The organism is Variovorax sp. 10N432, assembly GCF_056394465.1.
In genome coordinates this window covers 349,855-364,433 of sequence record NZ_JBFTHX010000001.1, presented here as the reverse complement: position 1 = coordinate 364,433, position 14,579 = coordinate 349,855, and the positions used below count along the sequence as shown (strand labels likewise).

The window sequence follows — 14,579 nt, the reverse complement described above, 5'->3', positions numbered from 1 at the left end:
TGCGGGGAATCGGTGCGGCGTTGGCGTTCAGTGCGCGAGATGCAGTCCGCACTCGCGGTTGTCTTCGCCCTTGGTCGGGTCCACGTAGTCGAAGTTGTTGGGGAGGCCGTGCGCTTCGCAGTAGGCGTACAGGTCCTTCGACGACCAGTGCAGCAGCGGCGCGACCTTGATCAGGCCGTCCGGATTGACGCTGACCGGGTCCATCTGCGCGCGCACGGCCGTGTCAGTGGCCCGCAGCGCGGTGAACCAGACCTTCGGCGCGGTCTCGCGCAGGGCGCGGGCGAAAGGCTCCAGCTTGACCTCTTCCGTGAAGGCGGCGTGGCGCGGATCGTCGAGCGCCGGCGTCGGGCCCTCCACCGCTTCGCGATGCGCCCGGGAGCGGCGCGGCAGGTAGATGTGCAGGTCCAGGCCCAGCTGCTTCGTCACTTCGTCGGCGAAGCGGTAGGTGGCCTCGGTGTTGTAGCCGTTGTCCATCCAGACCACCGGCACATCGGGTTTCGCGCGCGTGACCATGTGCAGGATCACGGCCTCGAAGGGTCGGAAATTGGTGGTGACGATGGTCGGCTGGCCGAGCCCGATGGCCCAGTCCACCAGCCCCTCGGCGTTGCGGCCGAGTTCGGTGTTGATGCGTGCGAGGTCGATGCTCATGCCGAGGGCTCCGATGCGGTCTCGGGTGCCGCGACGAAGTGCGGCGCGGCCTGCACCGCGTCGCCCTGGTAGAAGGCGGCGAAGCGGTCGAACTGGCGCTGGGCGGCCGACGCATCGACGCCTTCCTTGAGCACGGCGCTCGAGAAGCCGGTGCGCTGCATCTGCACCAGCTGGTCGATCAGCACGTCGCCGGTGGCGCGGATGTCGCCCTTGAAGCCCAGGCGGCGGCGCAGCAGGAAGGCCTGGCTGTAGGCGCGGCCGTCGGTGAATTTCGGGAAGTCGAGATCGATGCGCTCGACGTCGTCCAGGCAGACCTCGATCGCCAGCGGATCGGCGTCGTTGGGAAGCTGGAGCACGGTCGGGTCGCCGTTGTCGACATGGTCCTCGGCGGCGATCAGGGTCAGGGTGCGGTTCATGCGGCCACCTCGACCTTGAAGCGGGCGCCGTTGGCGGCGGCCTTGAAGGGTTCGATGCCGACCCGGCGCAGTGCGTCGATGAAGGTCTCGCCGGCTTCGCGGGTGTCGCGGTAGGTGTTGAGCACGGCCTCGATCACGTCGGGCACTTCGGCCGCCGAGAACGACGGGCCGACCACCTTGCCGGCCTGCGCCGCGCCGCTGAGCAGCGAGCCGTCGGAGCCGCCGAGCGTGACCTGGTACCACTCCTTGCCGTCCTTGTCGACGCCGAGGATGCCGATATGGCCGCTGTGGTGGTGGCCGCAGGAGTTGATGCAGCCGCTGATGTGGAGGTCGATCTCGCCGAGGTCGTCGAGTTCGTCGAGGTCCTGGTAGCGCTCGGTGATGGCCTCGGCGATCGGGATCGAGCGTGCGTTGGCCAGGGCGCAGAAGTCGCCGCCCGGGCAGGCGATCATGTCGGTCAGCAGGTGCACGTTGGCGCTGGCGAAGCCGGCCTCGCGGGCGTTGAGCCACAGCGCGTGCAGGTCCTCGGCATGCACCCACGGCAAGAGCAGGTTCTGGTCGTGCGTGACGCGCACCTCGCCGGCGCTGAAGCGGTCGGCCAGCTGGGCGGCGGTGTCGAGCTGGTCGGCCGAGGCATCGCCGGGCGCCTGCAGGCGGCGCTTGAACGACAGCGTCACGGCGCGCAGCGCGGGGTTCTGGTGCGGCGCCACGTTGCGCGCCAGCCAGCGCGCGAACATCACGTCGTCGGCGGCCTGCGCGCGCAGGTCGGCATCGGTGGCCTCGGCGCTGCGGAACACGCGGGTGGCGAGCTGCGGCGGCACGAAGGAGGCGCTCACGCGGTCGAGTTCGGCCTGCGTGATGGTGTGCGGCGCACCGTCGTGCTCGATGACCTGCTTGTACTCGGCCTCGACGTCGTCGATGTAGCGCTGGCCCTCGGCCTTGACCAGGATCTTGATGCGCGCCTTGTAGATGTTGTCGCGCCGGCCGTAGCGGTTGTAGACCCGGATCACCGCTTCGAGGTAATTCATGATCTGGTTCCAGGGCAGGAACTCGCGCAGCACGGTGCCGATGATCGGCGTGCGGCCCATGCCGCCGCCCACCTGCACGCGGAAGCCCAGCTCGCCGGCCTCGTTCTTGACCAGGTGCAGGCCGACGTCGTGCCAGCCGGTGGCGGCGCGGTCTTCCTTGGCGCCGGTGATGGCGATCTTGAACTTGCGCGGCAGGAAGGCGAATTCGGGGTGCAGCGTGCTCCACTGGCGCATGATCTCGGCGAAGGGGCGCGGGTCGGCGATCTCGTCGACCGCGATGCCGGCGCGCTCGTCGCTCGTGATGTTGCGGATGCAGTTGCCGCTGGTCTGGATGCCGTGCATGTCGACCGAGGCCAGCAGGTCCATCACGTCGGCCGACTTGGACAGCGGGATCCAGTTGTACTGCACGTTCTGGCGCGTCGTGAAGTGGGCGTAGTGGGTCGGCAGCTTGTGCGTGCCGAGCTTGCCTTGCGTGGCCAGCGCGTGCTTGTAGACCTCGGCCTCGGGCTCGTCGTACTCGCGGGCGATCTTGGCCAGCACGCGCAGCTGGCGGCTCGACAGTTCACCGTAGGGCACGGCCACCCGCAGCATCGGCGCGTAGCGCTGGACGTACCAGCCGTTCTGCAGGCGCAGCGGACGGAACTCGTCCTCGGCAAGCTTGCCGCTCTGCCAGCGCTCGAGCTGGTCGCGGAATTGCGCGGCGCGCAGGTGCACGAACTGGCGGTCGAAATCAGTGTATTGGTACATCGTGTGTCAGTTGCTGGAAGGCGGCGCGTCCACCGCACGTCAAAGCGAGCGTGGAATGTAAGAGCGAGCCTTATGGAAACAAACTATTTTTTGGTTCGCGCCTTATGCGGATAAGCTTATTCGCCAGTCCCCATGCGGGTTTGCGGGCGATTCGAGTGCGCTTCCGGATAAGGCGGAAGCGCTGGGGAACCGTCGATTCTAGGAAAGGGCGCGGCGTCGTGCAGGGCGCCGCCGGCCGCTCAGCAGCAGCGCCCCACGCCCTGGCCGTAGCGGCGCTCGATCACCTTGGCGCAGTAGTCGTCGCGCGAGAGCACCGGCGCCCCGGGATGAAGCTGGGCCGCGTGTTCCAGGTAGCGCTCGTAGTCGGGCATGCCGAAGACCTGCCGGCAGGCCGAGCAGAGGCTCTGCCAGCGGCGGCCCAGCGAGCGCTCGGCCTCGGGATTGCCGGCGTCGTTCACGGCATCGCTCCCTGCGGCCCGCTCATCGGCGGGATCTCCTGCGCCGTCGGCCTGGACTGCTTCAGGGCCTGCAGGCAGATCTTGGCGGCGAACACGCACATCGCGACCACCAGCAGCACGAAGAAGCCGCAGACCACGGCGTCGAGCGTGTTGTTGAAGGCCACGCGCTGCATCTCGGCGATCGACTTGGCCGGTGCGATCAGCGTGCCTTGCGCGGCCGCATCGCCGAACTTGCGCGCCAGTGCCAGGAAGCCGATGGCCGGGTCGGGGTGGAAGATCTTCTGGACGCCGGCGGTCAGTGTCGTGACCAGCAGCCAGGCGGTCGGCGCCAGCGTGACCCACACGTAGCGTTCGCGCTTCATCTTCACGAGCACGCTGGTGCACAGCAGCAGCGCGATGCCGGCCAGCATCTGGTTGCCGACGCCGAACAGCTGCCACAGCGTGTTGATGCCGCCGAGCGGATCGACCACGCCCTGGTACAGAAAGTAGCCCCAGAGCCCGACGCACAGCAGCGTCGCGACGATGTTGGCGGGCAGGAACTCGGTGTCGCCCAGCGGCTTGTAGAGGTGGCCCAGCATGTCCTGGATCATGAAGCGGCCCACGCGCGTGCCCGCATCGACCGCGGTCAGGATGAAGAGGGCCTCGAACAGGATCGCGAAGTGATACCAGAAGGCCTCCATCGACTTGCCGCCGAAGGCCTGGCCGAGGATCTGCGCCATGCCGACCGCCAGGGTCGGCGCGCCGCCGGCGCGCGACAGGATGCTGGTCTCGCCGATATCGATCGCGGTCTGGTTGATGAGCTCGGGCGTGATCGTGAAGCCCCAGCCCGAGATCACCTCGGCCGCGTGGGCCGCGGTGGTGCCGATCACCGCCGCCGGCGCATTCATCGCGAAATAGATGCCGGGGTCGAGCACGCTGGCGGCCGTCAGCGCCATCACCGCGACGAAGGACTCGGCCAGCATGCCGCCGAAGCCGATGAAGCGCATGTGCGACTCTTTCTCGACCATCTTCGGCGTCGTGCCCGACGAGATCAGGGCGTGGAAACCCGACACCGAGCCGCAGGCGATGGTGATGAACAGGAACGGGAACAGCTTGCCCGAGAACACCGGCCCGCTGCCGTCGATGAAGCGGGTGGTTGCCGGCATCGCCAGCAGCGGCGCGACGTAGTAGATGCCCAGCGCCAGCGCCACGATGGTGCCGATCTTGAGGAAGGTGCTGAGGTAGTCGCGCGGCGCCAGCATCAGCCAGACAGGCAGGCTGGCCGCGATGGCGCCGTAGACGATCAGCGCCCAGGCCAGCTGCGGGCCGGTGAGGGTGAACCACGGCGCCCAGGTGGCGCTCTCGGCCACCGCCCGGCCGAGGAAGATCGATGCCAGCAGCAGCACCACGCCGAACACCGAGGCCTCGCCGACCCGGCCGGGCCGGATGATGCGCATGTAGACGCCCATCAGCAGCGCGATCGGGATGGTGGCGAAGATCGTGAACAGGCCCCAGGGGCTGCCGGTGAGCGCCTTCACGACGATCAGCGCCAGCACCGCCAGGATGATGATCATGATCGCCAGCACGCCGACCAGCGCCAGCGTGCCGGGCACCGGGCCGAGCTCCATCTTGATCATCTCGCCAAGCGACTTGCCGTCGCGCCGCACCGACGCGAACAGCACGATGAAGTCCTGCACCGCGCCGGCCAGCACCACGCCCGAGAGGATCCACAGCGTGCCGGGCAGGTAGCCCATCTGCGCCGCCAGCACCGGCCCGACCAGCGGCCCGGCGCCCGCGATGGCCGCGAAGTGGTGGCCGTAGAGCACCCACTTGTTGGTCGGCACGTAGTCCATGCCGTCGTTGTGGCGCAGCGCTGGCGTGACGCGCGTGTCGTCCAGCCGCAGCACCTTGTCGGCGATGAACTTGCTGTAGAAGCGGTAGGCGATGAAGTAGACGCACAGCGCCGCGGTCACCAGCCAGACCGCGTTGACGCTCTCGCCCCGGCCCAATGCCAGCGCTGCGAACGAGAAGGCGCCGAGGATGGCGATCGCCGGCCACAGCAGCAGGGAGGTGAGCTTGTTCATGGCATGTCTCCTTCGGCGGCAGCCATCTTCCTGCCGCGGCGGCGCCGGCGCAAGGCGCAGATTGAATCGGATTGCGACTGCCCGGAACGGATAGCGCCTAAGCCATATGGACCGGGGCGCGCCCAAGCCCTAATGTCGGTTAGTAGCTAAGTAGTACAAATAACAATTGGGGAGATGCCGTGCATCGGTCGAAAAGAGGACAGCTGGCGAAGCTGAGGGGCGAGATGGTGCGCTGCCGCCTGGCCGTGGTCGCCGCGCGCGAAGAGATGATCGAGTCGCTCGGCGACTTCATGTGCGGCAGCGGCACGCCGCCGGGCCTGGAGGACATCCGGGCGCTCGAGCGCCTCTGCGAAGCGCAGGAGGAGGCCGAGACGGCCTATGCACGCCGGCTGGCGGCGCCGCCGGAGCACCACCCGGCCGCGTTGCGGCTGCGGGTGGGGTGATTCCAGGCCGGCGCCGGGCCGCCCCAAGGCGGCCTGCGGCCCCCTCGGGGGGGCAGCGACCCACACGCAGTGGGGGAGCGTGGGGGCCAAGTCCTCAGAAGGAGCCGACTGTCGAGCCGAGCACGATGACGGCGATCAGCGCGATCAGCGCACCGACGATGCCGACCATCACGATGTCGAAATAGCTCTCGCCGTGCTTGGTGCCGCAGACCGCCAGCAGCGTGACGACCGCGCCGTTGTGCGGCAGGCTGTCGAGGGTGCCGGCGCCGATCACCGCCACCCGGTGCATCAGCGCCGGATCGAGGCCGGTGGTGGCGGCCAGCTGCATGAAGGTGCCACCCAGCGCATCGAGCGCGATCGTCAGGCCGCCCGATGCCGAGCCGGTGAGGGCGGCCAGGATGTTGGTCGACAGCGCCAGCGAGACCAGCGGGCCGCCGCCGATGCCCAGCACCCATTCGCGCACCAGTTCGAAGGCCGGCATGGCGGCCACCACGGCGCCGAAGCCGACCAGGCTGGCGACGCAGACCACCGGCAGCACCGAGGCATTGGCGCCGGCATCGACCGTGGCGCGCAGCGAAGGCAGGCGCTTCCAGTTCAGCGCGACCAGCACCGCCATGGCCGCGGCCAGTGCCACCAGCACCGCCCAGACGCCGCCGACGTTGGCCAGGCCGATGCCGCCGAAGCGGGCCTCGGCCAGGTAGTCCGTGTTGATGCGTGGCAGTACGACCAGTGCCATCAGCAGGTTGACGACCACCACCACCACCAGCGGGGCCAGGGCCGCCACGATGCCGGGCTGGCCGCTGCCGTGCTCGCCGTGCTGGACTTCGGCCGGGTCGAAGCTGCCGGCGGTGGTGGCGCGCTCGCGCACCACGGGGTCTTCCGCGGCATCGATGTGGGCGTCCGAGTCCGGGGTGCCGAAGCTCTCGCCGGCCGCGCGCGCCTTGGCCTCGGCGCGCCGCAGCCACCACATCCCGAAGCCCAGCATGATCGCCGAGGCGATCACGCCCAGTCCGGGCGCGGCGAAGGCCGTGGTGCCGAAGAAGGGCATCGGGATCGCGTTCTGGATGGCGGGCGTCCCGGGCAGCGCCGACATCGTGAAGGTCGAGGTGCCGAGCGCGATCGCCGCCGGCATCAGGCGGGCCGGGATGTTCGCGGCCCGGAACAGGGCCTGCGCCATCGGGGCCAGCACGAAGAAGGCGACGAAGAGGCTGACGCCGCCGTAGGTGACCAGCGCACCGGCCAGCACCACCGCGAGCATCGCGCGCTGGGGCCCGAGCTTCTCGGTCATGAAGCGGGCGATGGTCTGGACCGAGCCGCTGTCGTCCATCAGCTTGCCGAACACGGCGCCGAGCAGGAACAGCGGGAAGAAGCTGGCCAGGAAGCCGGCCGCCGAGCCCATGAAGGTCTGGGTCCAGTGAGCGAGCAGCGGCTCGCCGGCGAACAGCGCGGCGATCAGTGCCGCGGCCGGTGCCAGCACCAGCACGCTCCAGCCACGGTAGGAGAGCCAGATCAGCAGCCCGAGGCCGATGAAGATCCCTGCGAGTCCCATGGCTCAGACCCCTTCGAGCAGGGCGTCGAGGTCGAGCGTCGAGCGCTTGCCGATGTCGCCCTTGTGGGCCTCGAGGAAGGCTTGCGCCGAGCGCCGGCCTTCATCGCGCAGCTGGCACAGGAAGGGCCACTCCGAAATCATCTTGGACGAGGCGCCGAGCGCCAGCATGGCGTCGGTGGCGATGCGGTGGATGCGCATCCGGGCCCACGCTGCGCCTTCGCCGTGCCCCGGGTCGGCCACCTGGTGCAGCAGCGCGATCATGCGCAGCTCCTTGAGCAGCGGCGAGTTGAAGGACAGCTCGTTGAGCCGGTTGTTGATCTCGGTGGCGCTGCGCGGAACGCCCGCCCGCTCGACTGGATTGATCTGGATCAGCAGGGTGTCGCTCGACTGGCATTCGCGGATCAGCGGCGTCATCGTCGGGTTGCCGGCATAGCCGCCGTCCCAGTACGGATCGCCGTCGATCTCGACCGCGTGGAACATGGTCGGCAGGCAGGCCGAGGCCAGCAGCACGTCGGGCGTCAGCTCGGCGTTGCGGAACACCCGGCCGCGGCCGGTGCGCACGTTGGTGGCGGTCACGAAAAGCTTGATCGGCGATGCCGAGAGGCGGTCGAAGTCGATCAGGTCCGACAGTATGCCGCGCAGCGGGTTCATGCCGCGCGGATTGAGGTCGTAGGGCGACCAGAGGCGGGTGGCCAGGTCGGCGGCGATGAAGGCCGGCGAGTTGTCGAGCGTCCAGGTGCCGCTGAGCATGTCCATCCAGCTGCGCTTGAAGGGACTGTACTTGGCGGCATCGGAGACGCCGCGCCAGAACCTGTCGAGCGATTCGCGCGCTCCTTCGGCCCCGCCCGCCGCGTGGCCGGATGCCAGCGCCGCCGCGTTCATGGCGCCAGCCGAGGTGCCCGAGATGCCGTCCAGCTGCAGCCAGGGTTCTTCGAGCAGGCGGTCGAGGACGCCCCAGGTGAAGGCGCCGTGCGAGCCGCCGCCCTGCAAGGCCAGGTCGATGGGAAAAGTCTTCAATCAGAACCTCCGAAGTGAGGACAGTGTCCCGGCACCGCGTGTCGGAACAGTGTCATCAGCAAGAACCGCGCCCAGGAAAAGGCGCCGGAAGCCACTTTAAGTGCCGGCCGATCGTTGCGGCAAGGTCTTCGTCGGGCTTGCGGTCGGACGGTTTTTGACGGTCAGCCCGAGATTCGCCGCACCACCACGGTCGCTTCCAGCCCCTCGTAGGCCTCGGGCTCGCCGTACCAGCTGCCCGAGATCGGCGCCGCCAGCGCCGGGTCGCGTGCCACGCCGACCCGGATCAGCTGGGCGCCGCCCATGAGGTTGTTGGTGGGATCGAAGGCGATCCAGCCGGCGCCCGGCAGGTAGGCGTGCAGCCACGCATGCGTGCTGCCGGCGCCGCTGACGGCCAGGCCCGGCTCGGCGGGCGCGCCGGTGTCGAGCGCCGCGTCGTAGATATAGCCGGAGACGAAGCGGGTGGCGATGCCGAGGCGGCGCGCAGCCTCCATCATCAGCAGCGCGTAGTCGCGGCAGCTGCCGCTGGCGAGCGTGAGTGTCTCCAGCGGCGTCTGCGTGCCTTCCTCGTCTCGGGCCACGTAGCGCAGGCTTTGGCCGATGTGCGCGTTCATGCGAGCAAGTACGTCGCGCGTGTTGTTCGGCTGGTCGGTGTGCAGGAACTGGTGGGCCCAGCGGATCAGCGTGCCGTCCGGATCGTCGTGGTGCGGCCGCAGGTAGTGCTCGAGGTCGAGCCGGTCCTCCAGCGAATAGGCGAAGGGCAGCACCTCGGCGGCCGGCTCCAGCGCCAGTTCGTCGATCGGCGTCGGCAGGTGCTCAATGGTGAACGAACAGACGATGCGCAGTTCGCGCGCCTCGCCCATCGGCTGCACCAGCGCCACCGAATTGGAGTGCGGGTCGTGGATCATCCGCACATAGGCATCGGGACTCACCACCAGGTCGGTCGCCAGCACCCGCAGGTCGTGGCTGTCGCGCGGCCTGAACATCACGCGGTGCAGCCCGAAGGTGACGGGCGTCTTGTAGCGGTAGACGGTGGTGTGGGTGATGTCGTAGCGGACGGCCATGGGCCATTGTGGACCCGCGAGGGCTTGGCTAGAAAGCCTCGCTCTCGCGCCAGGCGCGCTCGGTGCCCAGGGCGGCCRCGAGCTTGGCCGGCAGCGGCAAGGGCTCGCCATGCCACTGCGCGGCCAGCAGCTCGGCGCACAGCGCGGCGAAGCTGAGGCCGCGTGAGCCGAGCGCGGTGCAGAGCCAGACGCCGTCGGCCGTCCCGGGCCCGAGCGGGCCGACCAGCGGCCGGCGGTCCGCCGAGGCGCAGCGCACGCCGGTCCAGGTCCGGGTGGCGCCGGTCGCGAACTGCCCGTCGAGCCGTGCTGCGGTTTCAGGCAGCAGCCGTGCCAGCCGCTCGCGATTGAATGCTGTGTCGGCGCTGCGCGGCGCGGCATCGGTGCTGTCGCGGTCGAAGGTGGCGCCGACGAACCAGCCCGGGCCCTCCGGGCCGGGCACGTCGGCGATCAGGTGGCCGTCGCCGTTCACGGGCGCTTCGGGCAGGCCCAGGCCATCTGTCATGCGGCCCGATTCGACCTGGCCGCGCACGGGCTGCAGCGGGTATTCGGGCGCCAGCGCGCGGCTTTCGAAGCCGGCGGCGACGACCACCCGGTCGGCCTCGGCCAGCGATCGGCCGTCGGCGTCACGCAGCACCCAGCGCGGCGCGCCGCTGCCGCCGGGTTCGATCCGCGCCACGCGGCAACCCATCCGCAGCGTGATGCCGGGCCGCGCCAGCCAGGCGTCGACCAGCCGCGCCGGCCGCACCCAGCCGGCGCGCGCATGCCAGAGGGCGGCCGAAGCGGCCGGCAGGCCCGCGGCCATCAGCCGAACCGGATCCGCCCGCCAGCTTTCGTTGGGCCCCGCGGCCGACCAGCCGGGCGGCAGGCGATCGTCGCCGTCGGCGCGCCGCTCGAGCACGCCGCTGGCGCGCCAGTCCGAGCCCTCGACCAGCCATTGTTCGAGCTGCTGCCAGGTGGCGCGGATCCCGGCGCGGGTCAGGCGCGAGAGCAGGGCGTCGTCGGGAGAGACATGCGGCGCCAGCAGCCCGGCCGGCAGGCTGGAAGCCCCCGAAGCCGGCCGCTGAGCGGCATCGAGCACCTCGACCTGCCAGCCGCGGCGCGCCAGGCTGGCGGCGACCGCGGCGCCGGCCAGACCGGCGCCGACCACGGCACAGCGCCCGGCCGCGAGCGGCGCCGCCTCAGGGCCGCGCCGGCGCACTTCCCAGGCCGGTTCGAATACGCCCTGCAGGCAGTCGCGCTTGGGCGGCATGCCGGGCGCCCTGGTCAGCTGGAAGCCGCACTGGGCCAGCGCATCGCAAACCGCCCGCGCGATGGTCCAGGTCGCGACCCGCGTGCCGCGCCGAGCGAAGCGCGAGACCGCCTTGAGGGTGTCGGCCGACCACATGGCGGGGTTGCGCTGCGGGCTGAAGCCGTCGAGGAAGAGGCTGTCGGCCTCGAAGCGTTGCGCGCGCAGCATCGGCTGGACGTCGCCGATGCACAGCGTGAGCAGCACCTGGCCGGCGTCGAACCAGAGCCGGTGGAAGCCTGGCAGCAGGCCGTGCCACTGCGCCGCGAGTTGCGTCGCCTGCGGCAGCAGGTCGGGATAGGCCTGGGCCGCACGCAGCAGGTCGTCGCGCGAGACGGGAAAGGCCTCGATCGACACGAAGTGCAGCAGCCGAGGCCGCTGCGGGTCGCGCCGCCAGGCCTGCCAGGTTGTCAGGAAATTGAGCCCGAAACCGAAGCCGGTTTCGAGAATCCGCCATTGCGGCGCTTCGGCCCAGGCGGCGGGCAGCCCGCAGCCGCCGAGGAACACATGCCTGGCCTGCGCGGGCGCGCCGCTTTCAGAGTGGTAGATGTCGTCGAAGCGCGCGCTGCGCGGAATGCCGTCCGCGCGCCAGTCGACGGGCTCGGCCACGGCAGGGGAGCCTTCGGCTCAGGCCGGTGGCGGCACGTAGCCCTGCGCCACGTCGGCGCCTTCGCCGAAGAAGTGCTTTTCCATCTGGCGCGCCAGGTATTGGCGGGCCCGCGCGTCGGCCAGGTTGAGCCGGTTCTCGTTGACCAGCATGGTCTGCTGCTTGAGCCAGGCGGCCCAGGCTTCCTTGCTGACGTTCTCCCACAGCCGCTTGCCCAGTTCGCCGGGATAGGGCGGGAAATCGAGTCCTTCGGCTTCTTTGCCGAGCTTGATGCACTGAACCATGCGAGCCATTTGGATTCCTCTGGGGTGTCTTAGTTGTTTTAGCTATTTAGAACTGAGAACTCAGTCGTTCTCTATTCCATATGCCGTAATCAGAATACGTGGCTTCAGCTTTATGCCTATCAAGAGCACAAGACCATGAGCCTTCGCCGCGACTTTATCAAGCTTTCCCTCGGCGCCGCCGCCGCCGCCAGCTTCGCCCTGACCGCAATGCCGTCGTTCGCGCAAAGCGTGACCCTGCTCAACGTCTCGTACGACCCGACCCGCGAGCTGTACGTGGACTACAACCAGGTCTTCGCCAAGTACTGGAAGGCCAAGACCGGCCAGGACGTGACGATCAAGCAGTCGCACGGCGGCTCGGGCAAGCAGGCCCGCTCGATCATCGACGGCATCGATGCCGATGTCGCCACCCTGGCCCTGGCCGGCGACACCGACGCGCTCGTCACCCACGGCGGCCTGGTCAAGCCCGACTGGCAGAAGCGGCTGCCGCACAACTCGGCACCCTACACCTCGACCATTGTCTTTCTCGTCAAGAAGGGCAATCCGAAGGGCCTGAAGGACTGGGATGACCTGGTCAAGCCCGGCGTGCAGGTGATCACGCCGAATCCGAAGACCTCGGGCGGCGCGCGCTGGAACTACCTGGCGGCGTGGGAGTTCGCCAAGCGCAAGTACGGCGGCGACGACAAGGCCAAGGAATTCGTCGGCAAGTTGTACAAGAACGTGCCGGTGCTCGACGCCGGCGCCCGTGGCTCGACCATCACCTTCGTGCAGCGCGGCGTCGGCGACGTGCTGCTGGCCTGGGAGAACGAGGCCTTCCTGGCGCTGAAGGAATTCGGTCCGGAGAAGTTCGACATCGTCGTGCCGTCGATCAGCATCTTGGCCGAGCCCACCGTCGCGGTGGTCGACAAGGTGGTCGACAAGAAGGGCACGCGCGCCGTGGCCGAGGAATACCTGAAGTACCTGTACTCGGACGAAGGCCAGGACGTCGCCGGCCGCAACTACTACCGCCCGACCTCCGACAAGGCCAAGGCCAAGTACGCGTCGCAGTTCCCGAAGCTCACGCTGTTCACGATCGACGATGCCTTCGGCGGCTGGACCAAGGCCGACAAGGCGCACTTCGCCGACGGCGGCTCGTTCGACCAGATCTACCTGAGCAAGTGATTTCGCCATGACGGTGCTTCTCATTGCCGGCAGTCCCTCCGCACCGTCGCGTTCGGCGGTGCTCCTCGACGCGGTCGCGGCGCGGCTGGCCGAGCGCGCCGTGCCGGTCGAACGGCTGGCGATCCGCGAACTGGCGGCCCACGCGCTGCTGCTCGGCGAGGCCTCGCACCCGTCGGTGCAGCAGGCGGTCGAGCAGGTGCGGCGGGCCGACGTGGTGGTGATCGCGACGCCGGTCTACAAGGCGGCGTACAGCGGCGTGCTGAAGGTCTTCCTGGACCTGCTGCCGCAGTCGGCGCTGAAGGGCAAGACGGTGCTGCCCCTGGCCACCGGCGGCAGTCCGCACCACATGCTGGCGCTCGACTATGCGCTGCGCCCGGTTCTGCAGTCGCTGGCGGCGCGGCAGATCCTGCCCGGCGTCTATGCCACCGACGGCCAGGTCACGCTGCAGCCCGAAGGCGCCTACCAGCTGCAGGCCGAGCTCGCGCAGCGGCTCGACGAAGCCGTCGACACGCTGGCCAGCGAAGGGCTCAAGCTGCAGTCGCCATCGCGCTGGGGCTTCGAGCCCGTCGCCTTCTCGCAGGTGCGATGTAGCGTCTGACGGCGCGCACTCGCCGCCTCGCTCCAACCCCCTTGATTCGCGTTCATCGCCGCACGGCGGCGAGGGAGCGCCGTTGCCTGAAAGAAATCCATGCCACCCGTTCCGACCGACCTCTTCCAGCCCCGCCGCAGCATCCGCACACGGCTGGCCGACCTCGCGATCAGCGTCGCCGTGGTGGCCGCGATCGCGCTGATCACGGGCTTCCTCGCCGCCACTTCGGCCACGTCGTGACATCGACCTTACCCATCGAAAGCACTTCAATGACCTCGCATTCGCATTCGCATTCGTCCAGTCGCCGCCGACTGATCCAGGGCGCCGCCGCCGCCGTCACGCTGCCCGCGCTCGCCGCCTGGGCCCAGGCCCCCGCGCGCGCGCTGCGCATCGGCAACCAGAAGGGCAACCTGAGCCTGCTCAAGGGCCGCGGCACGCTGGAGAAGCGGCTCGCGCCGCTCGGTGTTGCCGTCAAGTGGACCGAGTTCACGGCCGGCCCGGTGCAGCTCGAGGCGCTCAACGTCGGCTCGATCGACTTCGGCGATGTCGGCGAAGCGCCGCCGATCTTCGCGCAGGCCGCCGGCGCGCCGCTGGCCTATGTCGCGGCCACGCAGCCGCGGCCGCAGTCCGAGGCGGTGATCGTGCCGAAGGGGTCGGCGATCCAGTCGGTGAAGGATCTCAAGGGCCGGAAGGTGGCGCTCAACAAGGGCAGCAACGTCCATTACTTCCTGGTCAAGCTGCTCGAGAAGCACGGCCTGGCCTACGGCGACGTCAGCGTCGTCTTCCTGCCGCCGGCCGACGCCCGCGCCGCCTTCGAGAAGGGTTCGATCGACGCCTGGGTGATCTGGGACCCGTTCCTGGCCGCGGCGCAGAAGACGCTCGATGCGCGCCTGCTCGCGGACGCCACCGGCGTGGTCGGCAACCGGGCCTTCTATTTCTCGTCGCTCGACTACGCGGGCAAGAACGCCGACGTGATCAAGATCCTGATCGAGGAGCTCGACAAGGTCGACCAGTGGGCGCAGGCCAACAGGGGCGCCTTCGCGGCCGAACTCGCGGCGCTCTGGGGCCTGCCGCAACCGGTGGTCGACCTGTCGGTGTCGCGCACCCCGTTCGGCACCGGGCCGATCACCAAGGCGATCCTCGGCGAGCAGCAGCAGATCGCCGACACCTTCCTTGCGCTCGGATTGATCCCCAGGAAGATCAACTTGCTTGAAGCCGCCGTCTGA

The 14,579-nt window shown here is 69.3% G+C and carries 15 protein-coding genes; 5 read left to right on the top strand and 10 right to left on the bottom strand.

The window, feature by feature from the left end:
* Positions 1–27: 27 nt before the first annotated feature.
* The 5 genes from AC1DF3_RS01770 to AC1DF3_RS01750 all read right to left on the bottom strand — a co-directional run bounded on the left by AC1DF3_RS01770 (position 28) and on the right by AC1DF3_RS01750 (position 5,360).
* Positions 28–648 carry a phosphoadenosine phosphosulfate reductase domain-containing protein gene (locus AC1DF3_RS01770; protein ID WP_301812750.1) on the bottom strand — a complete coding sequence of 207 codons (621 nt, stop codon included), beginning with the start codon at positions 646–648 and terminating at the stop codon, positions 28–30.
* Positions 645–1,064, bottom strand: coding sequence for a DUF934 domain-containing protein (locus tag AC1DF3_RS01765; protein WP_478138670.1), 420 nt, complete (start codon positions 1,062–1,064; stop codon positions 645–647). The genes AC1DF3_RS01770 and AC1DF3_RS01765 overlap by 4 nt, the downstream gene beginning before the upstream one ends.
* A complete protein-coding gene (locus AC1DF3_RS01760; protein ID WP_478138669.1) occupies positions 1,061–2,839 on the bottom strand; it encodes a nitrite/sulfite reductase in 1,779 nt (592 codons plus the stop codon). The genes AC1DF3_RS01765 and AC1DF3_RS01760 overlap by 4 nt, the downstream gene beginning before the upstream one ends.
* Positions 2,840–3,078: 239 nt before the next feature.
* On the bottom strand, positions 3,079–3,297 hold the full coding sequence (locus AC1DF3_RS01755; protein WP_286531985.1) for a YbdD/YjiX family protein: 219 nt from the start codon (positions 3,295–3,297) through the stop codon (positions 3,079–3,081).
* Complete coding sequence (locus AC1DF3_RS01750) at positions 3,294–5,360, bottom strand: carbon starvation CstA family protein (protein WP_301812753.1); 2,067 nt, start codon at positions 5,358–5,360, stop codon at positions 3,294–3,296. Before AC1DF3_RS01750 ends, AC1DF3_RS01755 begins: the two co-directional genes overlap by 4 nt.
* Before the next feature lie 179 nt (positions 5,361–5,539).
* Here AC1DF3_RS01750 and AC1DF3_RS01745 point away from each other — a divergent pair, with 179 nt between their 5' ends.
* Entirely contained in the window at positions 5,540–5,803 is a 264-nt protein-coding gene (locus AC1DF3_RS01745; RefSeq protein ID WP_286531983.1) for a hypothetical protein, read from the top strand.
* Positions 5,804–5,897: 94 nt separating this feature from the next.
* On the opposite strand, the gene AC1DF3_RS01740 is transcribed toward AC1DF3_RS01745, so the two are convergent.
* From AC1DF3_RS01740 to AC1DF3_RS01720, 5 genes are all read right to left on the bottom strand, one after another.
* On the bottom strand, positions 5,898–7,352 hold the full coding sequence (locus tag AC1DF3_RS01740; protein ID WP_478138668.1) for a GntP family permease: 1,455 nt from the start codon (positions 7,350–7,352) through the stop codon (positions 5,898–5,900).
* 3 nt (positions 7,353–7,355) lie between these two features.
* A complete protein-coding gene (locus AC1DF3_RS01735; protein WP_478138667.1) occupies positions 7,356–8,369 on the bottom strand; it encodes a patatin-like phospholipase family protein in 1,014 nt (337 codons plus the stop codon).
* Between the two features lie 161 nt (positions 8,370–8,530).
* Positions 8,531–9,430 carry a transglutaminase family protein gene (locus AC1DF3_RS01730; protein WP_478138666.1) on the bottom strand — a complete coding sequence of 300 codons (900 nt, stop codon included), beginning with the start codon at positions 9,428–9,430 and terminating at the stop codon, positions 8,531–8,533.
* 28 nt (positions 9,431–9,458) lie between these two features.
* Positions 9,459–11,324 carry a bifunctional tRNA (5-methylaminomethyl-2-thiouridine)(34)-methyltransferase MnmC2/FAD-dependent 5-carboxymethylaminomethyl-2-thiouridine(34) oxidoreductase MnmC1 gene (gene mnmC, locus AC1DF3_RS01725; RefSeq protein ID WP_478138665.1) on the bottom strand — a complete coding sequence of 622 codons (1,866 nt, stop codon included), beginning with the start codon at positions 11,322–11,324 and terminating at the stop codon, positions 9,459–9,461.
* Positions 11,325–11,342: 18 nt separating this feature from the next.
* Positions 11,343–11,615 (bottom strand): oxidative damage protection protein, encoded by a 273-nt coding sequence (locus AC1DF3_RS01720; RefSeq protein WP_286531978.1) that lies wholly within the window; start codon positions 11,613–11,615, stop codon positions 11,343–11,345.
* Between the two features lie 126 nt (positions 11,616–11,741).
* On the opposite strand from AC1DF3_RS01720, the gene AC1DF3_RS01715 reads away from it, so the two are divergent.
* The 4 genes from AC1DF3_RS01715 to AC1DF3_RS01700 all read left to right on the top strand — a co-directional run bounded on the left by AC1DF3_RS01715 (position 11,742) and on the right by AC1DF3_RS01700 (position 14,579).
* Positions 11,742–12,764 carry a sulfate ABC transporter substrate-binding protein gene (locus AC1DF3_RS01715; protein WP_478138664.1) on the top strand — a complete coding sequence of 341 codons (1,023 nt, stop codon included), beginning with the start codon at positions 11,742–11,744 and terminating at the stop codon, positions 12,762–12,764.
* A gap of 7 nt (positions 12,765–12,771) precedes the next feature.
* On the top strand, positions 12,772–13,362 hold the full coding sequence (ssuE, locus tag AC1DF3_RS01710; RefSeq protein WP_301812759.1) for an NADPH-dependent FMN reductase: 591 nt from the start codon (positions 12,772–12,774) through the stop codon (positions 13,360–13,362).
* 90 nt (positions 13,363–13,452) lie between these two features.
* Positions 13,453–13,593, top strand: a complete 141-nt coding sequence (locus AC1DF3_RS01705) for a hypothetical protein (protein ID WP_286531975.1) — start codon at positions 13,453–13,455, stop codon at positions 13,591–13,593.
* Between the two features lie 29 nt (positions 13,594–13,622).
* Positions 13,623–14,579: a sulfonate ABC transporter substrate-binding protein gene (locus AC1DF3_RS01700; protein ID WP_478138663.1), complete on the top strand. Its 957-nt coding sequence runs from the start codon at positions 13,623–13,625 to the stop codon at positions 14,577–14,579.

What these genes read in the sequence shown, in the direction of transcription:
- AC1DF3_RS01715 (WP_478138664.1), top strand. Translation starts at nt 11,742, where the DNA reads ATGAGCCTTCGCCGCGACTTTATCAAGCTTTCCCTCGGCGCCGCCGCC.
- AC1DF3_RS01740 (WP_478138668.1), bottom strand. Translation starts at nt 7,352, where the DNA reads ATGGGACTCGCAGGGATCTTCATCGGCCTCGGGCTGCTGATCTGGCTC.
- AC1DF3_RS01770 (WP_301812750.1), bottom strand. Translation starts at nt 648, where the DNA reads ATGAGCATCGACCTCGCACGCATCAACACCGAACTCGGCCGCAACGCC.
- AC1DF3_RS01760 (WP_478138669.1), bottom strand. Translation starts at nt 2,839, where the DNA reads ATGTACCAATACACTGATTTCGACCGCCAGTTCGTGCACCTGCGCGCC.
- AC1DF3_RS01765 (WP_478138670.1), bottom strand. Translation starts at nt 1,064, where the DNA reads ATGAACCGCACCCTGACCCTGATCGCCGCCGAGGACCATGTCGACAAC.
- AC1DF3_RS01700 (WP_478138663.1), top strand. Translation starts at nt 13,623, where the DNA reads ATGACCTCGCATTCGCATTCGCATTCGTCCAGTCGCCGCCGACTGATC.
- ssuE (WP_301812759.1), top strand. Translation starts at nt 12,772, where the DNA reads ATGACGGTGCTTCTCATTGCCGGCAGTCCCTCCGCACCGTCGCGTTCG.
- AC1DF3_RS01705 (WP_286531975.1), top strand. Translation starts at nt 13,453, where the DNA reads ATGCCACCCGTTCCGACCGACCTCTTCCAGCCCCGCCGCAGCATCCGC.
- AC1DF3_RS01750 (WP_301812753.1), bottom strand. Translation starts at nt 5,360, where the DNA reads ATGAACAAGCTCACCTCCCTGCTGCTGTGGCCGGCGATCGCCATCCTC.
- AC1DF3_RS01730 (WP_478138666.1), bottom strand. Translation starts at nt 9,430, where the DNA reads ATGGCCGTCCGCTACGACATCACCCACACCACCGTCTACCGCTACAAG.
- AC1DF3_RS01720 (WP_286531978.1), bottom strand. Translation starts at nt 11,615, where the DNA reads ATGGCTCGCATGGTTCAGTGCATCAAGCTCGGCAAAGAAGCCGAAGGA.